This is a genomic window from Flavobacterium sp. B330r (genome assembly GCF_056824325.1).
Window position 1 is genome coordinate 3,101,372 of the sequence record NZ_CP124860.1, and the last position, 22,664, is coordinate 3,124,035.

Consider the following 22,664-nt stretch of genomic DNA (forward strand, 5'->3'; position numbering starts at 1 on the left):
AGTGCAAGTCTGTAAAAAAGTCTGCACTATGGATTGTTTATTTTTCCTAACTTTTATCGCTCAAGATTTTATCAGAGCAAAAAACAAATCAAATGGCTTTGAATCTTAAAACAAACCAAATAAGCATTTTTACAAAAGGCAAATTGTTTCTCATTTCATTCTTGACGATACAATTTGGGTTTAGTCAAAACATACCTCATCTTCAGAAGACAGGAAACAAAACACAGTTAATTGTCAACCAAAAACCATTCTTAATACGAGGCGGAGAATTAGGAAATTCCTCTGCAACCAGTATGGAAAGTATGGAGCCTATCTGGTCTAAATTGACCGATATGAACCTCAACACGGTTTTAACCCCGATTTATTGGGAATTGATAGAACCGCAAGAAGGCAAATTTGATTTTCAGTTAGTAGATGATTTGATTCTTCGTGCGCGAAAAGAAAACTTAAAACTGGTTTTTCTTTGGTTTGGATCATGGAAAAACAGCATGTCGAGCCACGCGCCAGAATGGGTAAAACTCAACCAGAAAAAATACCCGAGAGTTAAAGATGATACAAACAAAAGTCATGAGATTTTAACGCCTTTCAGCGAAAACAATCTTCAGGCCGATCTGAATGCTTTCAAAAAACTGATGACACATATCAAAGATTTCGACCAAAAAGACCAAACCGTAATTATGGTTCAGGTTGAAAACGAAATCGGAATGTTGCCAACTGCTCGCGATTATCATGCTTTAGCGAATGCTGCATTTCAGAAGCCGGTGCCAGAGGAATTGATCAAATATTTAGAAAGAAACAAACAAAAATTAGTTCCTGAATTTTTAGAAATCTGGAAGAAAAACGGATTCAAAACAAAAGGAAACTGGGAAGAAATTTTTGGAAAAGGATTACATACCGACGAAATTTTTATGGCTTGGTATTTTTCTAAATTCACTAATATTGTTGCTAAGGCAGGAAAAGACGCTTATCCAATTCCGATGTTTGTAAATGCAGCGTTGAATGCTCCAGAAAAAAAGCCAGGACAATATCCAAGTGCAGGACCGTTGCCTCATATTATGGACGTTTGGAAAGCCGCAGGAAATTCGATTGACTTTTTAGCTCCCGATTTTTACAATCCGTCATTCAAACAATGGAACGATTTGTTTACCCGTCAGGGCGATCCGCTATTTATTCCAGAACACCGTTTTGATGAAACGGCGCCTTTTAAAGGTTTATACGCTATAGGGCATTACGAAGCAATTGGTTTTTCACCATTTTCTATAGAATCTGTTGCCGATGGCAAAAAAGAACCATTAGGGAAAATATATGATTTAGTGCAACAGTTAACACCGACAATTGAAGCCAATAAAGGGCAAGGAAAAATTGACGGTGTTTTATTAGACAAAGAAAATAATACGCAAATCATAAAAATGGGCGATTACGAATTCACTTTCAAACACGATTATACCTTAAATTGGTCTGACGGAGCAAAAGCAGAAACTTGGCCAATGTCAAGCGCCATTATTATTGAAATTGCCAAAGACGAATTTTATATTTCTGGATCAGGAATTGTGGTTACTTTTAAACCATTAAAGGAAAATGTAAACGCAGGAATTCTAAAAACCGATCAAGGCCGATTTGAAAATGAAAAATGGAATACCATCAGACATTTCAACGGAGATCAAACCCATCAAGGAAGGCATTTGAGAATTTCAGTTGGTGATTACGAAATCCAAAAAATAAAATTATATACTTATGAATAGGTTTTTTAGCCAGGAATTCACGAATTTTTTTTAAAATCTTTGTCTGTAGAGTAATTCAATTACACAAATTAATTTGTGTAATTGAAGATAATTAAAACACAAAAAAGGAATTAGTTTAATTCGTGAATTGCTTCGCCTATTCGCTATCGCTCGGGTCGTGGCTAAAAAAAAATAAAACAGATTATAATGAAAAAAATAATACTTGCATTTCTAATAACCTTTAGCATTAATTCGCAAATAAAACTTCCAAGACTTATAAGCAACGGAATGATTTTACAGCGTGATACAAAAGTCAATATTTGGGGTTGGGCATCGCCAAACGAGAAAATCGAACTCGATTTTAATCATAGAACATACAAAACGATAACAGCTCAAGACGGAAAATGGTCGATCCAGCTTCCGTCTCAAAAAGCCGGCGGGCCTTATGAAATGACTTTAAAAGCATCCAATACAATTGTATTAAAAAACATTCTATTTGGAGATGTGTGGTTGTGTTCAGGACAATCCAACATGGAACTTCCAATGGATCGACTGAAAGACAAATACAAAGAAGAAATTGCAAAATCTGCCAATCCGAATATTCGACAATTTTTAGTTCCCGATGAATATTATTTTGCGAAAGAAAGAAACGATTTTTCAGCTGGTTCTTGGGTTGAAGCAAATCCTCTAAATGTTTTGCAGTTTACAGGAGTTGGATATTTCTTCGCTTTAGAAATATACGAGAAGTATAAAATTCCAATTGGATTAATCAACAGTGCTTTGGGCGGTTCTCCTGCAGAATCATGGATTAGCGAAGAAAGCATTAAAAAATTCCCCGAATATGAGCAGGAATATCTAAAATTCAAAGACGGAAAACTCGAAAAACAAATCGATGAAAATGACCGAAAAGTTAGTTCAAATTGGTATAAATTACTCAATGAAACCGATCTTGGACTGAAAGATAAATGGAGAAATTCGATCGAAACTTCAGATTGGAAGGAAATGAATATTCCAGGTTATTGGGCCGATGGTGAACTCGGGAAAATAAATGGTTCGGTTTGGTTTAAAAAGGATTTTGTTCTGGAAAAAGTAAACGAAAATCAAGCAAAATTAATTTTAGGACGAATTATTGATGCTGACTCCGTTTTTGTAAATGGACATTTCGTTGGAACAACTTCGTACCAATATCCGCCAAGAATTTATTCTTTTAATGCTAATGTTTTAAAAGAAGGAAAAAATGAAATCACGGTTCGCGTTATCAACAATTCAGGTATAGGAGGTTTTGTAATCGATAAACCTTACGAGTTAATTGTAGGCGATAAAACTATTGATTTAAAAGGAACTTGGAAATACAAATTAGGCTCAAAAACGGAACCGTTACCAGGGCAAACTTTTGTGCGTTGGAAACCTGTCGGACTTTACAATGCCATGATTGCACCACTAAAAGAGTATCCAATAAAAGGGGTTTTATGGTATCAGGGCGAAGCCAATACTAGAAAGCCATTGGAATATGGACCTTTAATGGAAGCTTTAATTTCTAATTGGCGTGCGCAATGGAAACAGGAAAAATTGCCATTTTTATTGGTGCAGCTGCCTAATTTTATGGAACCCAAAACAGAACCAACAGAAAGCAATTGGGCGGCTTTAAGACAGCAGCAATTAAATACGTTGAAAGTTCCAAATACAGGCTTGGCGATCACAATAGATTTAGGCGAATGGAATGATATTCACCCATTAAACAAATATGATGTTGGAAAAAGATTATCGCTACAAGCAAGAAAATTGGTTTACGGAGAGAAAAATTTAACGGCTTCTGGTCCGATTTTTCAATCGATGAAACAAAATGGCAATAAACTGATTTTAAGTTTTTCAGATATGGGTACAGGATTGCATAGCAAAAACGGAAATGAGTTAAAAGAATTTGCCATTGCAGGAACCGATGGAAAATTTGTTTGGGCAAAAGCAATTATAGAAGGCGATAAAATTATAGTTTGGAATGATGCCGTTTTAAATCCCGTAAAAGTGCGTTATGCTTGGGCAGATAATCCAGTTGAAGCCAATTTATACAATAAAGAAAATTTGCCTGCTTCGCCTTTTGAAGCAGAGTTGAAATAAATTTTTAATAATGACAACTTTGACAAAGTTTGCTACAAACAATTTTTAGACAAAATTCCGGAGGAATGAAATATTTATAGATCATTTGATACATGGTTAGCAAAAGCTCCAGAGGAGCGACATAATTCTAAAATTAATATTTCACCCCGCTGAGGCTCTTTTGAAATGGGAATAATTGTTTCTATAAATATGCCGTCCCGCTGGGACTTGTTTTAAAAATCCGATATTTAAAAACTATTTCAAATTTTCTACGAGCATTTTCAAAAACGCCTTAACGGCCTTTTTCTCATACACTTCCTTCAAAGAAATCAGCATTGCAGTTCGGGTCATATTTTCTCCTTTTATTGGTATGGCGTACAAATCTTTTTCGTCTTCAATTGTAGTTTTCGTTAAGATCGTGTGCCATTTTCCCGTTTTAATTAATTCAAGCAAAGTTGGAATATCATTTATTTCGATCGTAACATTCGGATGTAAATTGTTTTTTTCAAAGGCCTTGCTGATAAATTGAGTGGTGCTAAAACCACCAGCAGGCATGGCAAGAGGCAACGTACTAATTTCTTCTAGAGAAATGGTCTTTTTATTTTTTAAAGAAGTTTCAGAAGACGTAACCAAAGCCATTGGGGAAGTAAACAATTCTAAATATTTAAAATGCGCTTCAGAAGCAATTTCCTCAAAAGTTAGAATAACATCAAGTTGAAAATGATTTAGTTTTTGAATGAGTTCCTGCGAAGTTCCAAAGATAATTTCGAATTGAATTTTAGGATATTCGGAACTAAACAAAATCAAAGCTTTTGTCACTACATGTCGTAAAGCGTAGGTAACGCCAATGGCAATTTTTCCAGTTTCGAGTTTATTTAAATCTTTTAATAATTGCAATCCGTCAGAAGCTTTGTTGACCGATTGCTGCGCGTAAACCGAAAATAATTCTCCAGCTTCTGTCAATGTAATTCGTTTTCCAATTCGGTTAAAAAGCGGAACTTGAAGCTCGTCTTCCAATTGTTTAATTTGTTGCGATAAAGTACTCTGACTGATATAAAGCGCCAAAGCTGCTTCGGTAAAATTCAGTAATTCTTTTGCTTTGAGAAAATATTTGAGCTGACGAAGTTCCATTTCTAAATCGGTTTTATCGATTGATCATATCGAAAAATAAGGTTTTACAAATATAGAAATTCTTAAGAACTTTGCTTTGTTATACCATTACAAACAAAAGCAACATGAAAATTATAGCATTACAAGAAGGAAATTATATTGTCAATTCTCAAAAAGAATTTCAGCTTTTAACAGAGCATACAATCGATTCTGGTTTAAAAATGGCGATTCAGCCTTTTGTTGTTATTACAGATCATGATGTTATTTTAATAGATTTTGGTTTAGGATTTGTCAATAATGGTGTTCCGTTTATTTACGAAATGCTGAGAAAAAATGATATCGAACCTCAACAGATTACTAAAATTCTGGTTTCGCATCTACATAAAGATCATATAGAAGGAATCGGTTATTTTGAAAATAATCAGTTTGTTCAAAATTTTCCAAATGCGACGATTTACATTCAAGAACGAGAAATAGATTTTGCTTTAGAACAATTGCAAAATCCGTCGTACGTTCCTGAACTATTAAATGAGCTGAAAGAATTGCCAAATGTTGAATTATTAAATGAAGACAGCGGACAAATTTCAGACGAAATTTATTTTGAAGTTACAGCAGGACATACCAAATTTCAACAGGTATTTTGGATTAAAGCCGATAACGAAATTGTTTTTTACGGAGCCGATGATCTTCCTCAAAAAAGATATTTAAAATTTCCTGTTGCCTACAAAACCGACTTCGACGGAAAACGTGCTATGGAATCAAGAAAAAAATGGGAACAGCAGGCAAAAGATGAAAACTGGAAAGTGCTTTTGTATCATGATATGAAGACACCTGTTTTAGATTTTGCTGAAGAAAGAAGTGAGATGAAAGATGCTGTGTAAACAATAAACAAGAATATAGAATAAAGAGGTTAGAAGCAAGAATAGAGATTATAGATCAAAAACATAGAAACAATTCCGGTTTTAATTATTTACGGATCATTGGCTCCGGGAGAATCCAATCATTCGGTTATGGATCCGATTAAGGGAGAATGGAAAAAAGCAATTATAAAAGGAAAACTTGAAGAAGGTGGTTGGGGCTCTTCTTTAGGGTATAATGGATTTATTCCCGTTAATAATGAAGAAGCTGAAACGATTAAGGCGCATGTTTTATTCTCGGAAGATTTGGCTTCGCATTGGGATTATCTCGATGAATTTGAAGGTGATGGCTATACACGAATTCAAACCGAATATGAGCTGGAAAATGGAGAAAAAGGAAGCGGATATATTTATGCTTTGAAACAATAAAAGGAAAATTCAGATTAAATTATTTAGTTTGAATTTTTTTTTAGCAGAAAACAAAAGAAACAAAACACTCTTTACTTTTTCTTCCAAAGAAGTTCGTAAAATCGAGAACGCTTTGGTAATCTGCGCTTCAACGGTTTTGATAGAAACATCCAAATGTTCTGCTATTTCAATATTGGTTAAACCTTCTTTTTTACTTAAAATAAAAACCTCTTTGCATTTTGGGGGTAAATTCTGAATCTCTTTGTTTACCGCATTCAAAACCCTCTGAAAAGATTCAGAATCTTCTTCTTGAACAATTCCGTTTAAGGCATCATAATACGATTTTTCTAGAGAAAATAAAGACTGGTTTTTTCGATACAAATCGATAAATTCATTGTAAACCAGTTTGTAAAGAAAGCTTTTTAGAGAATGATCTACTTTTAGTCTCGTACGTTGTTCCCAAACTTTAATAAAAACATTTTGCACGATATCTTCGGCACTATAAACATTCTTTACCAAGCTGTTGGCATACACACAAAGTTTATGATGATAGGTGTCGATAAGGTACGTGTATGCACTTTCATCTCCATTCTGTAGAGACTCAATTAGAATGGTATTATCGCTGTAATCATCAATCTTCATAAAAACAAATATATAAATTAATAGGTTTTGAGGTTAAAAAGTAAACTGAATTTGCTCAAATCGACCTTTTTTTCGGCTTTCTATTTGAAAATTATTACAAATAAAAAAGGAGGAAAAATGCAAATATAAATCTTTTAGTTTATAATATCTACCAAATTAGTCGGGTTTTATTGAGAGAAAACACTTGCGAAAAATAAAAAAATCAGTAAAATGAAAAAAACTTTATCAAATTGTTAGGGTTTTGTTTTTTGGCTTCGTAATAATGTTAAAAACGACTAAAATGACAGTAAAAAAGTCAGAGAGACTAATTGTTAAATTTATCACAAATCAGGCTTCTCAAGAAGAGATTGAGCAGCTTACGGAGTGGTTAAGAGAAGAAGAGAATCAAATTGTATTTAAGGATTTTGTGCAAACCAATTATGCAATTGATACTGCTTTGAACACTTTTGATTCGACCGAAGTTAGTAAACAGCTTTCGGAACGAATCAATAAGGAAAATAATGTTTTTTATAAACGAAGATTTTCATCTTATTATAAATATGCTGCGATTTTAATTGTGGCTTTGGGAGGTTTTTATTTCTATAAAAATTCTAGTGCAGAACAAGTTAAACAAAATGTTATTGTGCCGAGAGTCGACGAGATTGTTTTACAATTGGGTAACGGTTCATCTGAAACTATTGATATTTCTGGAGAAAAAAATGTTACGGACAAAGACGGAAATATTATTGGAAAACAAGAGAAAAACAGATTGGTTTATAATAAAGCTTTTGCTGAAGGAGAATTGGTTTACAATACATTGAAAATTCCGTACGGCAAAAAATTTGAGGTGCAGCTATCAGACGGAACTTTAGTGCATTTGAATTCTGGAACGTCATTTAAATATCCAGTTCAGTTTGTCAAAAAACAAAATAGAGAAGTGTATTTAACAGGTGAAGCTTATTTTGAAGTTACCAAAGATAAAAGCCATCCGTTTACGGTAAATGCGCAGCAAGTTAATGTTGAGGTTTTAGGAACTAAGTTCAATGTCGATTCGTATAGTACTAATAGCAGTACAGATGTTGTATTGGTCGAAGGTAAAGTTTCGCTTTATAAAGATCAGAAAACAACCCAAAATCAAGTTTATTTAACACCAGGTTTTAAAGGTTCGGCTCAACAAGGACAAAGCGAAATTAAAATCGAACAGGTCAATACCGATTATTATACCGATTGGGTAAAAGGAAGTCTGGTTTTTAAAAATGCTTCTTTTGATGATATTATTAAAAAGTTAGAACGCCAATACAATGTAACTTTCATTAACAGAAATAAAACACTCGGAAAAGAAATTTTCAACGCCCGTTTTGATAATGAACCCATTGAAGTGGTCTTGAAATATTTCAGCGATAGTTATGCAATTGATTACAATATTGACAGAGATAGAATAACGATTAAGTAAAGACGAAGAAAGAGTATAGAATATAGAATAAAGAGTAAAGAAGAAAGAAAGAAGAAAGAGGAAGAAATAAGATTGAGAAATCTAAAATCAACAATCAGAAATCTAAAATCTAAAATCACCAGGCCTATGTAACAGAAATCCAAAAAGAAAAGGATCGTTATAAAAAAACCGGAAAATGCGCCAACATTTCCCGGTAGAGTATATGCGGTCAGTTAATTAACCAACCAACATTAAAAAAAACATTTAAAAGTATGAAAAAACTCTTGAACAGAATCAGGTTTGATAAGCCTTTTTTGAAATTTGATTTGAAAATGAAATTGACCACATTATTTCTGCTAACTGCCTTAACAGTAATGCACGCCGGAACCACTTATTCTCAAAAAAACAAGATTTCTTTTAATGCCAGCAATATGACTGTTGCAAAAGTGATTGAAAGACTTGAATACACTACAGATTACAGATTTGTTTATAATGTAAGATCTGTAGATTTGAACAGAGTAATAGATGTAAATGCATATGAAGCTTCAATAGAAGTTATTTTAAATAAAATCTTTAATAATACGAGTACCGATTTTAAAGTGTCGGGAAACCACATTATTCTGACGCCTAGAAAAGTCTCTGCAGAAAAACCGGAAGAGAAAAAACCTGTAGCAGATTTTATCGTAAAAGGTAGGGTTACAGACGAAAAAGGAATGCCTTTGGTAGGAGCAGCAGTTGCTGATAATGGTTCTGGAAGAGGTGTAAATACCGATTTTAATGGAGAATATCAGATTATTGCGGTAAGCAGCGAAACTACTTTGGCTTATTCTTATTTAGGGTATGTAAGACAAGAAATAAAAGTAGAGGGAAGAAGTGTGATCAATGTTGTTTTAAAAGAAGATGTTCTTGAACTTGAAGGGCTGGTTTTAAAGACTGGTTATCAGGATATATCGGCAGAAAAAGCAACGGGATCTTTCTCAAGTTTAAAAGCAAAGGATTTTCAAGAACAGCGTTTAAACAGTTTAGATAAAATTTTAGAAGGGCGTATTGTTGGATATCAAGATGGAAAAATTCGTGGAACTACTTCTATGAATACTAACGCTATGGCTCCTTTATATGTTATTGATGGTTTTCCTGTTGAGAATACTAGATTAACGCCATACAATACTATAGAAGAGAATCTTCCAAATTTAAACTTAGAAGATATTGAAACAATTACGGTTTTAAAAGATGCTGCAGCTTCTTCTATTTATGGTGCTCGTGCTGCAAATGGAGTTGTCGTTATTACAACGAAAAAAGCAAAAGAAGGAAAAACAAATATTTCGTTTTCTAGTAATTTAACTGTTACGCCTTACCGAAATTATACGGGCAATCTTACTAGTTCTGCTGATATTATTGGTTTAGAAAGAGGATGGGCAGAAGGAAATCCTAACTTGAAAACCGCTAATTCAGCTACTTATGCACAATCATTATTGAATAATGCAGTATTTACGAGTTTAGGAATGCAGACTATCTTAAATGGGTATGCAGGAAATATTTCTCAAACAGATATGAATAATCGTTTGAATCAGCTGGGTTCTCAAGGTTATAAATACTACGATGATGTAGCAAAATATGCCAAACGCGATCAATATTTTATGCAGCACAACCTTAGTTTGGGTAAAGCTAGCCAAAACAATACTTTTAATGCGTCTATAACTTACAAAGACAATCAGTTAGAAGATATGTATTCTGAAAACCAAACGGTTGGAATTAATTTGAAAAACTCAACACAAATTAACAGCTGGCTATCTTTAGATTTAGGAACATATTTAAATTACGGAATAGGAGATACACAGTATTATAAACCAATCAATTCAGTTTCTATTTCAGATAATCCGGGTTATAAATGGCAGCCATACAATCAATTGGTAAATAACGACGGAACTAATTTTGTTTCTACTGCTGCTTCTCGTTACAATAATTTCACGCTTAATTCTATGCAGACTTATGGTCTTTATAACATGGATATTACACCAATGGACGAGTTGGGAAGAAACTTAATCGAGAACAAAAATTTCTTAAACAGAACGTTTGCTAAGTTTAATGTAAAATTCAGCAAAGCATTTACTTACAATGCCATGTTCCAATATGAATTTGCTTCAGATCGTGCAAGCCAACTGTTTGATAGAGAGTCGTACTATGTGCGAAATAAAGTAAATAGTTTGGTAACAGTTGTGAATAATAAGGCGGTTTATAATTTGCCTTACGGAGATATTGTTAAAGAAACGAATCAGTTTTCTAATGCTTATAATTTCCGTCAGCAGTTAAATTTCAATCAGACTTTTGCAGAAAAGCATGATTTCTCTGCGATTGCAGGTATGGAAATCCGTCATTCTAAACAAGAATATAATGATAACACTCGCTATGGTTACGATTCGCAAGCTTTATCTTTTACCGCAATAAATCAAGCCGATTTATTAAAAGTATACGGATCTGTTTTTGGCGGTTATATGTCGATAAATGACTTTGCATTAGAAAAAGAATTGCAAAACCGTTACGTTTCTGTTTACTCAACAGGGGGTTATACGTACGATAAAAAATATTCTCTTTCTGGTAGTATTCGTTGGGATCGTTCTAATCTTTGGGGAACAGACAGTAAATACCAAAACAAACCAATCTGGTCTGTAGGTGCGGGCTGGAATATTAACAATGAATCATTTTTTGATGTTGCTTGGGTTGATGCTCTTAAACTACGTGGTTCTTATGGTATTGCAGGAAATATTGCCAAAGATGCGGCACCTTATTTAACGGCCTTTTACTATGCCAATTCAAATGTTGGAGGAACTTACGGAAGTGTAGGTAAACGACCAAATCCTGAATTATCTTGGGAAAAAACTACAACAACAAATATTGGTTTAGATTTCTCATTCTTTAAAAGCAGATTAAACGGAACTTTAGATTTTTATAATAAAAAAGGACAAGACTTATTAGCAAGTAGTCAGGGAATTCCAACAGAAGGATTTGGGTATTCAACCTACTATCTTAATAATGGAGAAATGACTAACAAAGGTATCGAAGTTACCTTAAGAGGAACAATGGTAAAAACGCCTTCTTTCTCTTGGGATGCAGCTATTTTGTATGCCTATAATAAAAACACTGTAGATTATGTAAATGTAAAAGCTCCTGTTTACTATTTACAATTAGATTATCCGCAGGCTTATCCTAGAATCGGAACAAGTTTTAACAGCATTTATGGTTACCAATGGGCTGGTCTAAGCAATACCGGACTGCCTCAGGTTTATGATGCCTCAGGTACAGCGGTGAAATACAATCCAGGTCAGTTAGACGCAATTAAAGATTATGGTTCAACAGTTCCTTTGCACAGTGGTTCTTTCCATACCTCAGCAAATTATAAAAACTTCTCACTTTCGGCTCTTTTCATTTATGAGTTAGGACATAAAGTAAAAAACACATTCCTGCCAATGTTGGCTAACAATTACAATGGCGGACTTGGAGGTTATGTAACCGATATTACAGTGGTAAACAACAATATTGCAAATCGTTGGATGCAACCAGGAGATGAGGCTTTTACCAATGTTCCGAGAGCGGTTTACGAATATGAAGCAGATTTTAATTCAGAATCTCGTACGATTTATTCTTATGCAGATATTAATATTTTGGATGCATCAAATTTAAGATTAAGCAACATTTCGTTAGCGTATCAAATGCCAAAAGACCTTATTAAAAGAGTAAAACTAGACGGAGTACGATTCAATTTGAATGCAGAAAACGTATACACTTTTGCCAAAAGCAGAGATGCCAAATACATGCTAGGTGGTTTTATATCTCCAAGCTTTGTTATGGGTGTAAATGTTAATTTCTAATTTATAAAGACTAGACGATGAAAAATATATATATAAAAGTAGCGTGCTTATTGGCTTTAGGATTGACTTTGGCATCTTGCGATGATTACTTGAGCGATGTGCCAAAAGGAGCAAAATCGCCTGAAACATTAGCAGATTATGAAGCTTTTTTGCGTGACGAATACAATACAAGAATAGATATCTTGGGAGCTACACATTTGCTAAATGATCAATTTGTAACAGCTGCTACACTTACAAGTAATAGGTTGTATAATGCCAATTATATGTGGGACGAAAATGCAGATCGTATTGCATTGAAAGTATCAGACGAATCTACATATTATACCACTTATAGCGGAATTTCGGCTTTTAATTTAATTATTGAAAATGCACTTTCGACAACAAAAGCGACTGAGCAAGAACAGAGAGCGGTTTGGGCACAAGCAAAAATAATGCGTGCGATGAACTTTTTTTATGTGACTAATTTTTATGCAGATACTTATGTAGCTTCTACGGCAGCAACAAAATTGTCAGTTCCGTTAATTACAAGTGCCAATATCAATGCGCCAAGTAAACAAGTAACCATTCAGGAAATGTATGATTTTATTCTAAATGATATTAAAGAAGCATTGCCTTATTTGCCTAAGGTTTCTCAAACCGCTTTGCATCCTAATTTAGGAGCAGGTTACGCTTTTTATTCAAGAGTTTATCTGCAGATGAATAATTATACAGAGGCTTTAAAATATGCTGATTTGGCATTAGCAGAAAATAATAAACTCTTTGACTGGGTAGCTTTTTATGAAGCAAATAAAGCCATTATAGATGTACCAAATTCTTATACAACAGCAGTTTCGCCAATGGGCTATAACAATGTTGAAAACTATGTTTTTAGACACGGTTCAAGCCGTTCATTAGGGAGAGAGCCAAGTATACCAGTAGAAAGAGCTGCGCGTTTTGAAACTGGAGATGTACGATTAAAATCTCGTTGGAAAGTAAGAACCGTTGGAGCAGATACGTATTACTATTCGATATTATCAGGAATGTACAATTTTGGCGGAATTACAAGTGTTGAGGTTTATTTAATAAAAGCGGAGTGTTTAGCACGTGATAATAAAATTACTGAAGCATTGGCTATTTTAAATGCAGTTCGTAAAACTCGTATTCTTCCAGCATCTTATCAGGATATTTCAACTACAGATAAAGCAACTGCTTTGAACGCTATTTACAAAACAAAAAGTAATGAATTGCTGCAAACGCTTACTCCTTACGCAGATGCACGCCGTTTAAATGCAGAAGGTCTTTATAAAGTTAGTTTTAGCAAAGTTGCAAATGGAATTACGTACACATTATCGTCTGATTCTCATTTATGGACAGCGCCTTTCCCACAAGGAGCAACGCAAAATCCAGGAAACGGAACCATTACACAAAATGTAGACAAATAATAATCTAAAAGCTTCCCGATTAGATTTCCCCGAAAGGGAAGCTTTTTATAAAAATATCAATCAAAAATGAAAGCAATTCAAAATAAAATAATAGGATTCTGTCTGTGCCTGTTTATGGTTTCCATCAACATTCAGGCACAAAAGAAAAAAGCAATCTCAACACCAGTTTCTTCTTATACAATTGAAGGAACAATAACAGGTTTAGCAGACGGAACTGAGGTAAAATTGATTCCCGGCGCTACACATTCTTCTGAACTTCCAGTTGCTGAAACAACTTTAAAAGACGGAAAATTTACTTTCGCAGGAAAATTAAATGAACCTCGTTTTTTCTATGTTGTCTTTGGTAAAAGCAAAGGAAATATTTCTGTAATGGTCGAAAATTCAAAAATAAAAATTACAGCAGCTGGTTTGGTTTCAGATAAAGAAGGAGAGAGAATTTCTTTTAAAGATGTCATAGTTACAGGTTCAAAATCACATGATTATTATAAAAAAGAAACTGCGTTTAGAGAGGAACTTGAAAAAGACTATGCAGCTTATCATACCAAAGATTCAGACGAATTAAGTAAATTAATCGGTGCCGCAAGACGTGATAAAAACGCAAAAGCCGCAGACTCACTTCAAAATCTTCCAGTTTGGAAAAAATTTGAGGCTGATGAAAAAGCATTTTTTACGAAAGTAGAAAAAACAACATTAGAGGTTATCTCAAAACATAAAAACACTTGGTGGGGACCATTTTTCATGATGACCAACTTTAGTTATTTCACACCAGAACAAAAACCTTTGTACGATCAGTTTTCTGAAGCAGCAAAGAAAAGCTACTACGGACAAGTTTTGGATAAAGATTTGAATCCGAAATCTTTAATCGGAACAAGTATTGCAAATTTCAGTTTAAAAGATAAAGATGGAAAACCATATAGCGCAAAAGACATTGTAGCCGGCAAAAAATACATTTTAGTAGATTTTTGGGCTTCATGGTGTGGACCGTGCAGAAAAGAAATTCCGAATTTAAAAACAGCTTACGCTGAATATGGACCTAAAGGATTTGAAATTTTAAGTGTTTCAATTGATAAAGATGAAAAAGCTTGGCAGAAAGCTCTAGGACAAGAAAACATGCAATGGCACAATCTTCTAGACGATGATAAAGTGAGTAAAGCATTTAACGTAAAAGCAATTCCGGCAACTTATTTAGTAGATAGTAAAGGTGTAATTATCGGTGACAATTTAAGAGGTGCAGAATTGGAAGCGAAATTAAAAGAGCTTTTGAAATCTTAATTTTTTAGTCGCAGTATTCAGTCTCAGTCTCAGTATTCAGTCTCAGCGAAAACAGTAAACTGCGACTGCGACTGAAAACTCAAAAAACATCGCAATCTAACAAACAAAAAATATAACATGAAAAGTACAGTATTAAAATCTAGCCTATTTGCATTAGCAATTGCGACTGCATTTACTTCTTGCGAAAAGAAAGAAGAATATAAAATTAACGGAAAAATTGCAGGATTAGATAAAGGAATGGTTTATCTAGAATATGCAGACGAAAAAGGAGATAAAAAAATAATTGATTCTGCTGAGGTAAAAGAAGGTGCATTTACTTTTACTGGAAAAACGGTAGAACCGTTGTTTCATACCATTAAAATTAAAGGGCAAGAGTACGGAGCGTATTTTCTTTTAGATAATGAAGATATTACGATTGAAGCAAAAAAAGATTCGGTTTTTAAGGCTAAAGTAACTGGAGCTACACAAAACGGATTCTACAAATCGTACTACGATAACGAATTCAAAAAAATACAAGCAATCGCAGGGCCTATTTACAAATTATCTGATTCGCTAACACAAGGAGGAAAAGTAAAATTGACTCCAGAACAGCAAACCATGATGGATAAAAAATGGAAAGATCTTGGCGCTTTCGCGGATGATTTGACAGATAAATTTATCAGAAAAAATAAAGACAATTTAGGAGGAGCATTAGTGATTGAAGACCGAATTGTGTCTTATGGAACTCCAGAAAAAGTAAAAGAATATTATGCTGTTTTATCTCCAGAAGTTCAGAAATCATTCTACGGAAAAAAATTAAAAGCTTCAATTGATCTTAACGAAAAAACAGCTATTGGTGTTGCGGCACCAGAATTTTCTCAAACCGATATCAACGGAAAAATGGTAAAATTATCAGATTACAAAGGAAAATATGTTTTAGTAGATTTCTGGGCAAGCTGGTGCGGTCCATGTCGAAAAGAAAATCCAAACGTAGTTGTGGCCTACAAAACGTATCACGATAAAGGATTTGATGTTTTGGGAGTTTCACTGGACGATAAAAAGAAACTTTGGGAAAAAGCAATTGAGAAAGACGGCCTAACTTGGACGCATGTTTCTGATTTAAAAGGATGGCAAAATGAAGCTGCTGTTTTGTATGGAGTAAAAATGGTTCCAACCAACTACTTAATTGGACCTGACGGAAAAATCGTGGCTAAAAATCTTAGAGAAGCTGAACTTCAATCTAAATTGAAAGAAATCTTCAGTAAATCATAAAGTTAGTTTTCAGTCGCATTTTACAGTCTCAGTGAAAACTGAAAACTAAGAAAAATATCAACAAAAAATGAAAAAATATATCTTTTTGGGCTATTGCTCATTAGCTTTCTGTGCTCTTATGTCAGCACAGGGAAAATCGGTTAACTTCAAGAAAATAAAAGAATTAGGTGGAATCGAAGAATATTTATACCAGCCAAACGGAATGAATGTTTTGCTTTTGCAGGACAATGCTTCTCCAGTTGCAACTGTACAAATTGTATATCGAGTAGGATCTAAACATGAGGTTTTAGGAAACACAGGATCGACTCACCTTTTAGAACATTTAATGTTTAAAGGAACTCCAACTTTCAACAAGAAAAACGGAAACACAATTACTGATGTTCTGCAAAATACAGGAGCACAGTTAAATGCGACAACTTGGTATGATCGTACGAATTATTTTGAAACGCTGCCAAGTGATAAAATCGAATTGGCGCTTCAAATCGAAGCCGACAGAATGCGTAATTCTTTATTGTTGAAAGAAGATAAAGAAGCAGAAATGACGGTTGTGCGCAACGAATTTGAGCGTGGAGAAAACAATCCGAATAGTTTATTAGATAAAGAAATTTGGGCCGCAGCTTATATTGCGCATCCGTATCATCATTCGACAATTGGATGGAAATCGGATATTGAAAACGCTCCAATTGAAGTATTGAGAAATTTCTATAATACGTATTATTGGCCAGATAATGCAACTTTAACTATTATAGGAGATTTCAAAAAAGAGAATGTTTTTGAATTGATCGAAAAGTATTTCGGTAAAATTACAAAAGCACCAAACGCAATGCCGCAGCCATATACACAAGAACCTCAGCAATATGGGGCACGCAAAATTACAGTTAAAAAACCTGGAGAATTAGGCGTTGTGAACAAAGCGTATAAAATTCCGGGAGCTTTACACGAAGATCTTCCAGCCCTCAATATTTTAGCTCAGATTATTGGCGTTGGGCCGACTGCTATTTTAAACAAAACATTTGTTGATACTCGTTTAGGAATTTATTCTTACGCAAGTGCAACAAACTTTAAAGAAGTCGGACTTTTTACAATTGGCGTTGGTTTTCCGACAACTTCAAAACACGAAGATATCGATGCTAAAATCGGTGAAGTTGTGGCTAAAATTCAGAAGGAAGGCGTAACTCAGGACGAAGTAAATAGAGTTGTAGCAAAAATCAGCGCACAAACTATTTTAGCACGCGATGGTTCTGGAGTAATTGCATCAGCATTAAACGAAGCAATCGCTTCTGGCGACTGGACAGATTATATTACAGGAGTTGACCGATTGAAAAAAGTAACTCCAGCAGATGTTTTGCGTGTGGCTCAAAAATATTTAGTTGATGACCAAAGTACAACAGGATATTTTATTCCGAAACAAGCTGGTAATCAAAATAATGATACGGCAAAAGCCAGTAATTATATGGCAGAAAATGGTCCGTTTTATTACAGACATTCAGAAGAAGGACATATTCACGAAGAAGCTTCATCTGTACCAACCTCAACAAAAAACACAACAGAAGAATTAATCTCTGCAGAAACTTTAATCGAAAAATCGGCTTCAGCTTTTAAAAGAGAAAAAGTATCTGGAATTGATGTGGTTTCGGTAAAAACATCAGCAAAAGGTTTTGTTACGGTTGCAGCTAGCATTTCGTTAGGGAATTATGCGAGTGAAACTAAAAATGATGTAATTCCAGCCTTAACAGCATCAATGTTATCAAAAGGAACAACTTTGAATGACAAGTTTAAGTTTTCTGAAAAACTTCAAAAACTAGGAGTTTCATTAAATGTAAATGCTTCAAGTTTCAAAATTAATATCGGATTTAAATGTTTGAAAAAAGACTTAGATCAGGTAATTGCTTTATTGGCAGAAGAATTAAGAAATCCGTTGTTTGATGCAAAAGAATTTGAAAATTTAAAACAGCAATTTATTGGAAATACACAACAGGATTTGAATGATCCAGGCGAAAGAGGAAGTATTGCTTTATCTCAGGCGATTTATCCAAAAGGAAATCCAAATTACAGTTTGAGCGTAGAAGACAATATTGCAAATATCAAAAATGCAACTTTGGATGAAGTGAAAGCTTTTCACAAAAAATATTTTGGAACGGCGTCTATGCGTTTGGTAATTGTGGGTGACACCGATGGAGCGAATCTAAATGCTTCTCTAAAAAAATCATTTAAAAATTGGAATGGGGGAGTTACTGAAAAATTAAAATTTGAAGAAGCTGCAAAATCTCCATCAAAAACAGAAGTGGTTACAATTCCTGAAAAACCAAGTGCAGAATTATTCGTCGGACAGTTTACAGGTTTAAAAAGAGCCGACGCAGATTATATTCCGTTTTTTATTGGAAATTATACTTTAGGCGCTGGTTTTGCTGGACGTTTAATGCAGACTGTTCGTGATAATGACGGTTTAACCTATAACATTTCTTCTGGTTTAGGCGGAAATATCGAAACAGGAGGTTACTGGTTTGTAAACGCTTCTTTCAATCCAAATTTATTCCAAAAAGGTCTTGATGCGACAATGGTTCAGGTTGATAAATGGGTAAAAAACGGAATCACAGCAGAAGAATTAGAAAACAAGAAAACCAACTTAATCGGAAGTTTTAAAGTAGGAATGTCAACCACAAGTGGAATGGCGAGAACTATTTTAAGCTTCATCGAAAGAGGTTTAGAGCCAAATTACATCGATCAGTATCCAAAAGATATTGATAAAGCAACTTTACAACAAGTAAACGATGCGATTAAAAAATATGTTCAGTTAGACAAAATGATTATCATTAAATCGGGTTCTCTGGATAAAGATGGGAATCCGGTGAAGTAGTTTTTTTAGTATTCAGTCTCAGTATTCAGTCTGAGTTTACGGTGTAGATAGTTCAACTTTGTCAAAGTTTTAAACTTTGACAAAGTTATACTGCGACAAAATCTAAAATCTAAAACCTGCAATCTAAAATTTTAATAGTTCGTCTTTCATTATTTCATTTTAGAATCTGAATTAGTAAGCCATTTTCTGTGAAAGACCAAAAGAGCTGTTTGCCAACAGCTCTTTTTTTTCAAAAATCTAATCAAAAAACAATGAGAAATACCATAATTACATTCCTGTTATTGCTCTCAGTTTCCATGTTCGGACAAATGTACAATCCGGTAAAATGGACGACAACTGTAGAAAAAATTTCAGATAAAGAGTTCCTTTTAAAAGCACAGGCGAAAATACAATCAGGCTGGCATTTATATGGACAATATATTGAAGAAGGCGGACCTTCGCCAACGGCTTTTACCTTTAAAAATCAGCCGAAAAAAATCGAATTAATCGGAAAAACAACTGAGGATAAAGGACATGAAACAGTCGATAAAATCTTCGATATGAAAATTAAATATTTTGAAGATAAAGCGCTTTTTACTCAAAAAATCAAATTCATTTCAGATGATGTTTCGAATATCGCTGCCGAAGTCGATTTTATGGTTTGTGACGACAGTAACTGTTTGCCGCCGTCTACAGAAGAATTAACTTTTAAAATTCCGAGTGAAAAGAAATTGGCTTCAGCCGAAGAAACTTCAATCGTAAAAAATGATTCTGTAACTAAAGAAGAAAAATCGGTTTCTCAGACAGAAGAAAAAAAATTAAAACAAGAAATTACCGGTTCACCAAAGAAAACGGAATCGAGAGGATTGCTGACTATTTTTATTTTAGCTTTTTTATCTGGATTTGCAGCTTTATTGACGCCTTGTGTTTTTCCAATGATTCCGATGACAGTGAGTTATTTTACGAAACAAAGTAAAACTAAAGCTGCGGGAATTAGGAATGCCATGATTTACGGAATTTCAATCGTAATTATTTATGTTTTATTGGGATCAATTGTAACCGCAGTTTTTGGTGCCGATTCGCTAAATGCACTTTCGACAAACGTTTGGTTTAATTTGATATTTTTTATTTTATTGGTCGTTTTTGCCTGTTCATTTTTAGGCGCTTTCGAAATTGTATTACCAAGCTCATTAGCCAACAAAGTAGATTCGCAAGCCGACAGAGGAGGACTGATTGGGATTTTCTTCATGGCTTTGGCTTTGGCCATTGTTTCATTTTCGTGTACGGGACCAATCGTAGGAACTTTATTGGTTGAAGCGGCTTCAAAAGGCGGCATCGCTCCAATTGTTGGAATGTTAGGATTTTCGATTGCAATCGCATTACCGTTTTCATTATTTGCTGCTTTTCCAGGCTGGTTAAATGCATTGCCAAAATCGGGCGGATGGCTGAATACGGTAAAAGTGGTTTTAGGATTTCTGGAATTGGCTTTGGCTTTTAAATTTTTATCAAATGCCGATTTGGTTCTGCAATTGCATTGGCTGGAAAGAGAAGTTTTCCTAGCGATTTGGATTGCCGTTTTCGGGATGTTGGCTTTTTATTTGTTTGGAAAAATTACTTTGCCGCATGATTCTCCTTTGAACCATATTTCTGTTGGAAGATTAGGTTTCGGATTAATCGTTTTAAGTTTCACTATTTATCTCATTCCTGGACTTTGGGGAGCGCCCTTGAAATTAATTAGCGGATTCCCGCCTCCAATGCAATACAGTGAATCTCCAAACGGACTTGGAGTTTCGGGTAATTCAGAATTAAAAATTACAGGTTCGTTACCAGAAGGAGCAGAGCATGGTCCGCAAAATATCATCACTTTTCATGATTATGATAAAGGAATGGAATATGCTAAAAAAGTCGGAAAACCAGTTTTATTAGACTTTACAGGATATGCCTGCGTAAACTGCCGAAAAATGGAAGAACTAGTTTGGTCAGATCCTAAAGTTCTTGGAGTTCTGAACAATGATGTGGTTTTGATTTCGCTTTATGTAGACGATAAAAAAGAACTTCCAGAAAACGAACAATATGTTTCTGAAACAACAGGAAAAAAGATTAAAACCATCGGCAATAAATGGAGCGATTTACAGATTAAAACTTACAAAGCAAATGCACAGCCATTTTATGTAATTGTGGATCATAAAAGCACGAATTTGACAGAGCCGTCAGCTTATAATCCGAATATTGCGGAGTATTATGGCTGGCTGCAGAGTGGGGTTGGGAAGTTTAGGAAGTAAGTTTTTTTGATATAAAAAAACCTCAATAATATTTTATTGAGGTTTTAATTTTTTATAGAGAAAAATTACGGAAATAAGTTATGTTTTCTGATTTGAATTAATCTTATGATTTATTTTCGAAATTCAGTAATTCATCTATTGATTTGTAATAATCGGGGTAAATAGTTTTTATATGTTCATTAAAATTAATTGCTATTTCTTCTTTGTATTTATCAATTAACAAATGAAAATATCCTGTTTCAGATGCTAGTTTGTAATTTGGATCTATAACTGTGCCGATAGACATTTTTAGTTTATCAGCAATAACAGCCCAAAAATATTGCTCCCAAACAACGCATAATTTGTGGAGTGGAACAAAAGATTTGATTTTTTTTTCGTTTTTATCTATGAAAGCAAATACAGAATCACAGAATAACTTGTTAAATTCAAGATTGTTGCAACCGTAAATTCCAAGATTTACTGCATGCTTTTTGTCAGAGAATCCAATTGGTAAATCTGTTCCATGATTTTCTAACATTTCAATATATGGAATGTAAGTTTTATGATAAGCATCCAAGTTGAAGGGTTCAAAATTTTGGACATATAAATCATTGTTGAGTAGTTTTTGAGAAAGAGGCTCAAATAGAATTACATCTAAATCAACATGCAAAAAAGGCTCTTCTTGAATACTATAAGCTTTTATTTTACCCAAAGCCCATGAACCTTTATCATACTTTTCCAATTGGTCAAGATCTGTTTTAATCGATTCGAAGGGCAAACCTAATTTCTCAATCCATACCTTACTTGCGCTATCAGTTACCATTTCTACTCTGCCATAATGTTTGTAACTATTAATCACAGATAGCACCATTGATGACAACATGAATTGAGCATTAAACCAATTGCTAGGTTTTTTTAATCCATTGCCTGTATCCCAATAACTATAAACTATTTTCATTATTTAATTGTTATATTGATTGCATATTGTGGGCCTGGAGAAGTAACGTAAGCAGAAAATACGGTTCCATTGTTATAGAAGTAACCATTTGAACTATTAGATCCGCCGGTCATATAAATGTAATTTGACGTAGTTAAACCTATTGTTGGTGTTGTTAGATCTAGAGTAAATGATCCATTAGAGAATAATAAGTTAGTATAGGTTGTACTGAATTGATAGATCTGCCCATTTGCTAATGAAGGGAAATCATTGTATGCGACTATTGTACCATTTGCTTTAATAGACATGAAGGCTGCGTCAATTGTACGGCCAGTATTGTTTAATATGTAACCAGTATTGACAGTTCCTCCTCCACTAGATCCTCCTCCCGAAGAAGCTGCTGTATGATTGTAACCTCTGAATTCAGACATTGAATGAGGTGCTATACCATTAGGTTTGCTTGGTGAATTGTTGTTAATCGTACTAATTTCACCTATTGATGCTTTATATAAGGAAATTGATGCACCATTTATTCTCGGTTTTCCAAGTTCATTGGTTATCTGATCCATTGATATTG

15 protein-coding genes are annotated in these 22,664 nt (G+C 34.2%); 11 read left to right on the top strand and 4 right to left on the bottom strand.

Features of this window, described 5'->3' with window-relative positions; all coding sequences use genetic code 11:
- The first annotated feature begins 92 nt into the window (after positions 1 to 92).
- Entirely contained in the window at positions 93 to 1,742 is a 1,650-nt protein-coding gene (locus QLQ95_RS13845) for a GH35 family beta-galactosidase (RefSeq protein WP_482500282.1), read from the top strand.
- A gap of 186 nt (positions 1,743 to 1,928) precedes the next feature.
- Positions 1,929 to 3,836 (top strand): sialate O-acetylesterase, encoded by a 1,908-nt coding sequence (locus tag QLQ95_RS13850; RefSeq protein WP_482500283.1) that lies wholly within the window; start codon positions 1,929 to 1,931, stop codon positions 3,834 to 3,836.
- Between the two features lie 234 nt (positions 3,837 to 4,070).
- Here QLQ95_RS13850 and QLQ95_RS13855 read toward each other — a convergent pair whose 3' ends face one another.
- Positions 4,071 to 4,946 carry a LysR substrate-binding domain-containing protein gene (locus tag QLQ95_RS13855; RefSeq protein ID WP_428238731.1) on the bottom strand — a complete coding sequence of 292 codons (876 nt, stop codon included), beginning with the start codon at positions 4,944 to 4,946 and terminating at the stop codon, positions 4,071 to 4,073.
- Between the two features lie 104 nt (positions 4,947 to 5,050).
- Between QLQ95_RS13855 and QLQ95_RS13860 the strand changes: the two genes are divergently transcribed.
- Together QLQ95_RS13860 and QLQ95_RS13865 are read left to right on the top strand one after the other, a co-directional pair.
- Positions 5,051 to 5,806 carry an MBL fold metallo-hydrolase gene (locus QLQ95_RS13860; protein WP_428238730.1) on the top strand — a complete coding sequence of 252 codons (756 nt, stop codon included), beginning with the start codon at positions 5,051 to 5,053 and terminating at the stop codon, positions 5,804 to 5,806.
- A gap of 87 nt (positions 5,807 to 5,893) precedes the next feature.
- Positions 5,894 to 6,211, top strand: coding sequence for a gamma-glutamylcyclotransferase family protein (locus QLQ95_RS13865; protein ID WP_482504061.1), 318 nt, complete (start codon positions 5,894 to 5,896; stop codon positions 6,209 to 6,211).
- 9 nt (positions 6,212 to 6,220) lie between these two features.
- Here the strand turns inward: QLQ95_RS13865 and QLQ95_RS13870 are convergent, their stop codons facing one another.
- A complete protein-coding gene (locus QLQ95_RS13870) occupies positions 6,221 to 6,832 on the bottom strand; it encodes an RNA polymerase sigma factor (protein ID WP_320495622.1) in 612 nt (203 codons plus the stop codon).
- A gap of 280 nt (positions 6,833 to 7,112) precedes the next feature.
- Between QLQ95_RS13870 and QLQ95_RS13875 the strand changes: the two genes are divergently transcribed.
- The 7 genes from QLQ95_RS13875 to QLQ95_RS13905 all read left to right on the top strand — a co-directional run bounded on the left by QLQ95_RS13875 (position 7,113) and on the right by QLQ95_RS13905 (position 21,171).
- Positions 7,113 to 8,264, top strand: a complete 1,152-nt coding sequence (locus tag QLQ95_RS13875) for a FecR family protein (protein WP_320495621.1) — start codon at positions 7,113 to 7,115, stop codon at positions 8,262 to 8,264.
- A 251-nt stretch (positions 8,265 to 8,515) separates the two neighbouring features.
- Positions 8,516 to 12,109, top strand: coding sequence for a SusC/RagA family TonB-linked outer membrane protein (locus QLQ95_RS13880; protein WP_482500284.1), 3,594 nt, complete (start codon positions 8,516 to 8,518; stop codon positions 12,107 to 12,109).
- A 17-nt stretch (positions 12,110 to 12,126) separates the two neighbouring features.
- On the top strand, positions 12,127 to 13,530 hold the full coding sequence (locus tag QLQ95_RS13885; RefSeq protein WP_482500285.1) for a RagB/SusD family nutrient uptake outer membrane protein: 1,404 nt from the start codon (positions 12,127 to 12,129) through the stop codon (positions 13,528 to 13,530).
- A gap of 66 nt (positions 13,531 to 13,596) precedes the next feature.
- Positions 13,597 to 14,802, top strand: a complete 1,206-nt coding sequence (locus QLQ95_RS13890) for a redoxin domain-containing protein (protein ID WP_482500286.1) — start codon at positions 13,597 to 13,599, stop codon at positions 14,800 to 14,802.
- A 117-nt stretch (positions 14,803 to 14,919) separates the two neighbouring features.
- The gene (locus QLQ95_RS13895) at positions 14,920 to 16,053 is read left to right on the top strand and encodes a redoxin domain-containing protein (protein ID WP_482500287.1); all 1,134 of its coding nucleotides are present in this window, start codon (positions 14,920 to 14,922) and stop codon (positions 16,051 to 16,053) included.
- Positions 16,054 to 16,120: 67 nt separating this feature from the next.
- Positions 16,121 to 18,910: a M16 family metallopeptidase gene (locus tag QLQ95_RS13900; RefSeq protein WP_482500288.1), complete on the top strand. Its 2,790-nt coding sequence runs from the start codon at positions 16,121 to 16,123 to the stop codon at positions 18,908 to 18,910.
- 251 nt (positions 18,911 to 19,161) lie between these two features.
- Positions 19,162 to 21,171, top strand: coding sequence for a protein-disulfide reductase DsbD family protein (locus tag QLQ95_RS13905; protein WP_482500289.1), 2,010 nt, complete (start codon positions 19,162 to 19,164; stop codon positions 21,169 to 21,171).
- 103 nt (positions 21,172 to 21,274) lie between these two features.
- Here the strand turns inward: QLQ95_RS13905 and QLQ95_RS13910 are convergent, their stop codons facing one another.
- A complete protein-coding gene (locus QLQ95_RS13910; protein WP_482500290.1) occupies positions 21,275 to 22,108 on the bottom strand; it encodes a DUF6734 family protein in 834 nt (277 codons plus the stop codon).
- Entirely contained in the window at positions 22,108 to 22,656 is a 549-nt protein-coding gene (locus tag QLQ95_RS13915) for a hypothetical protein (protein WP_482500291.1), read from the bottom strand. Before QLQ95_RS13915 ends, QLQ95_RS13910 begins: the two co-directional genes overlap by 1 nt.
- Between the last annotated feature and the right edge of the window lie 8 nt (positions 22,657 to 22,664).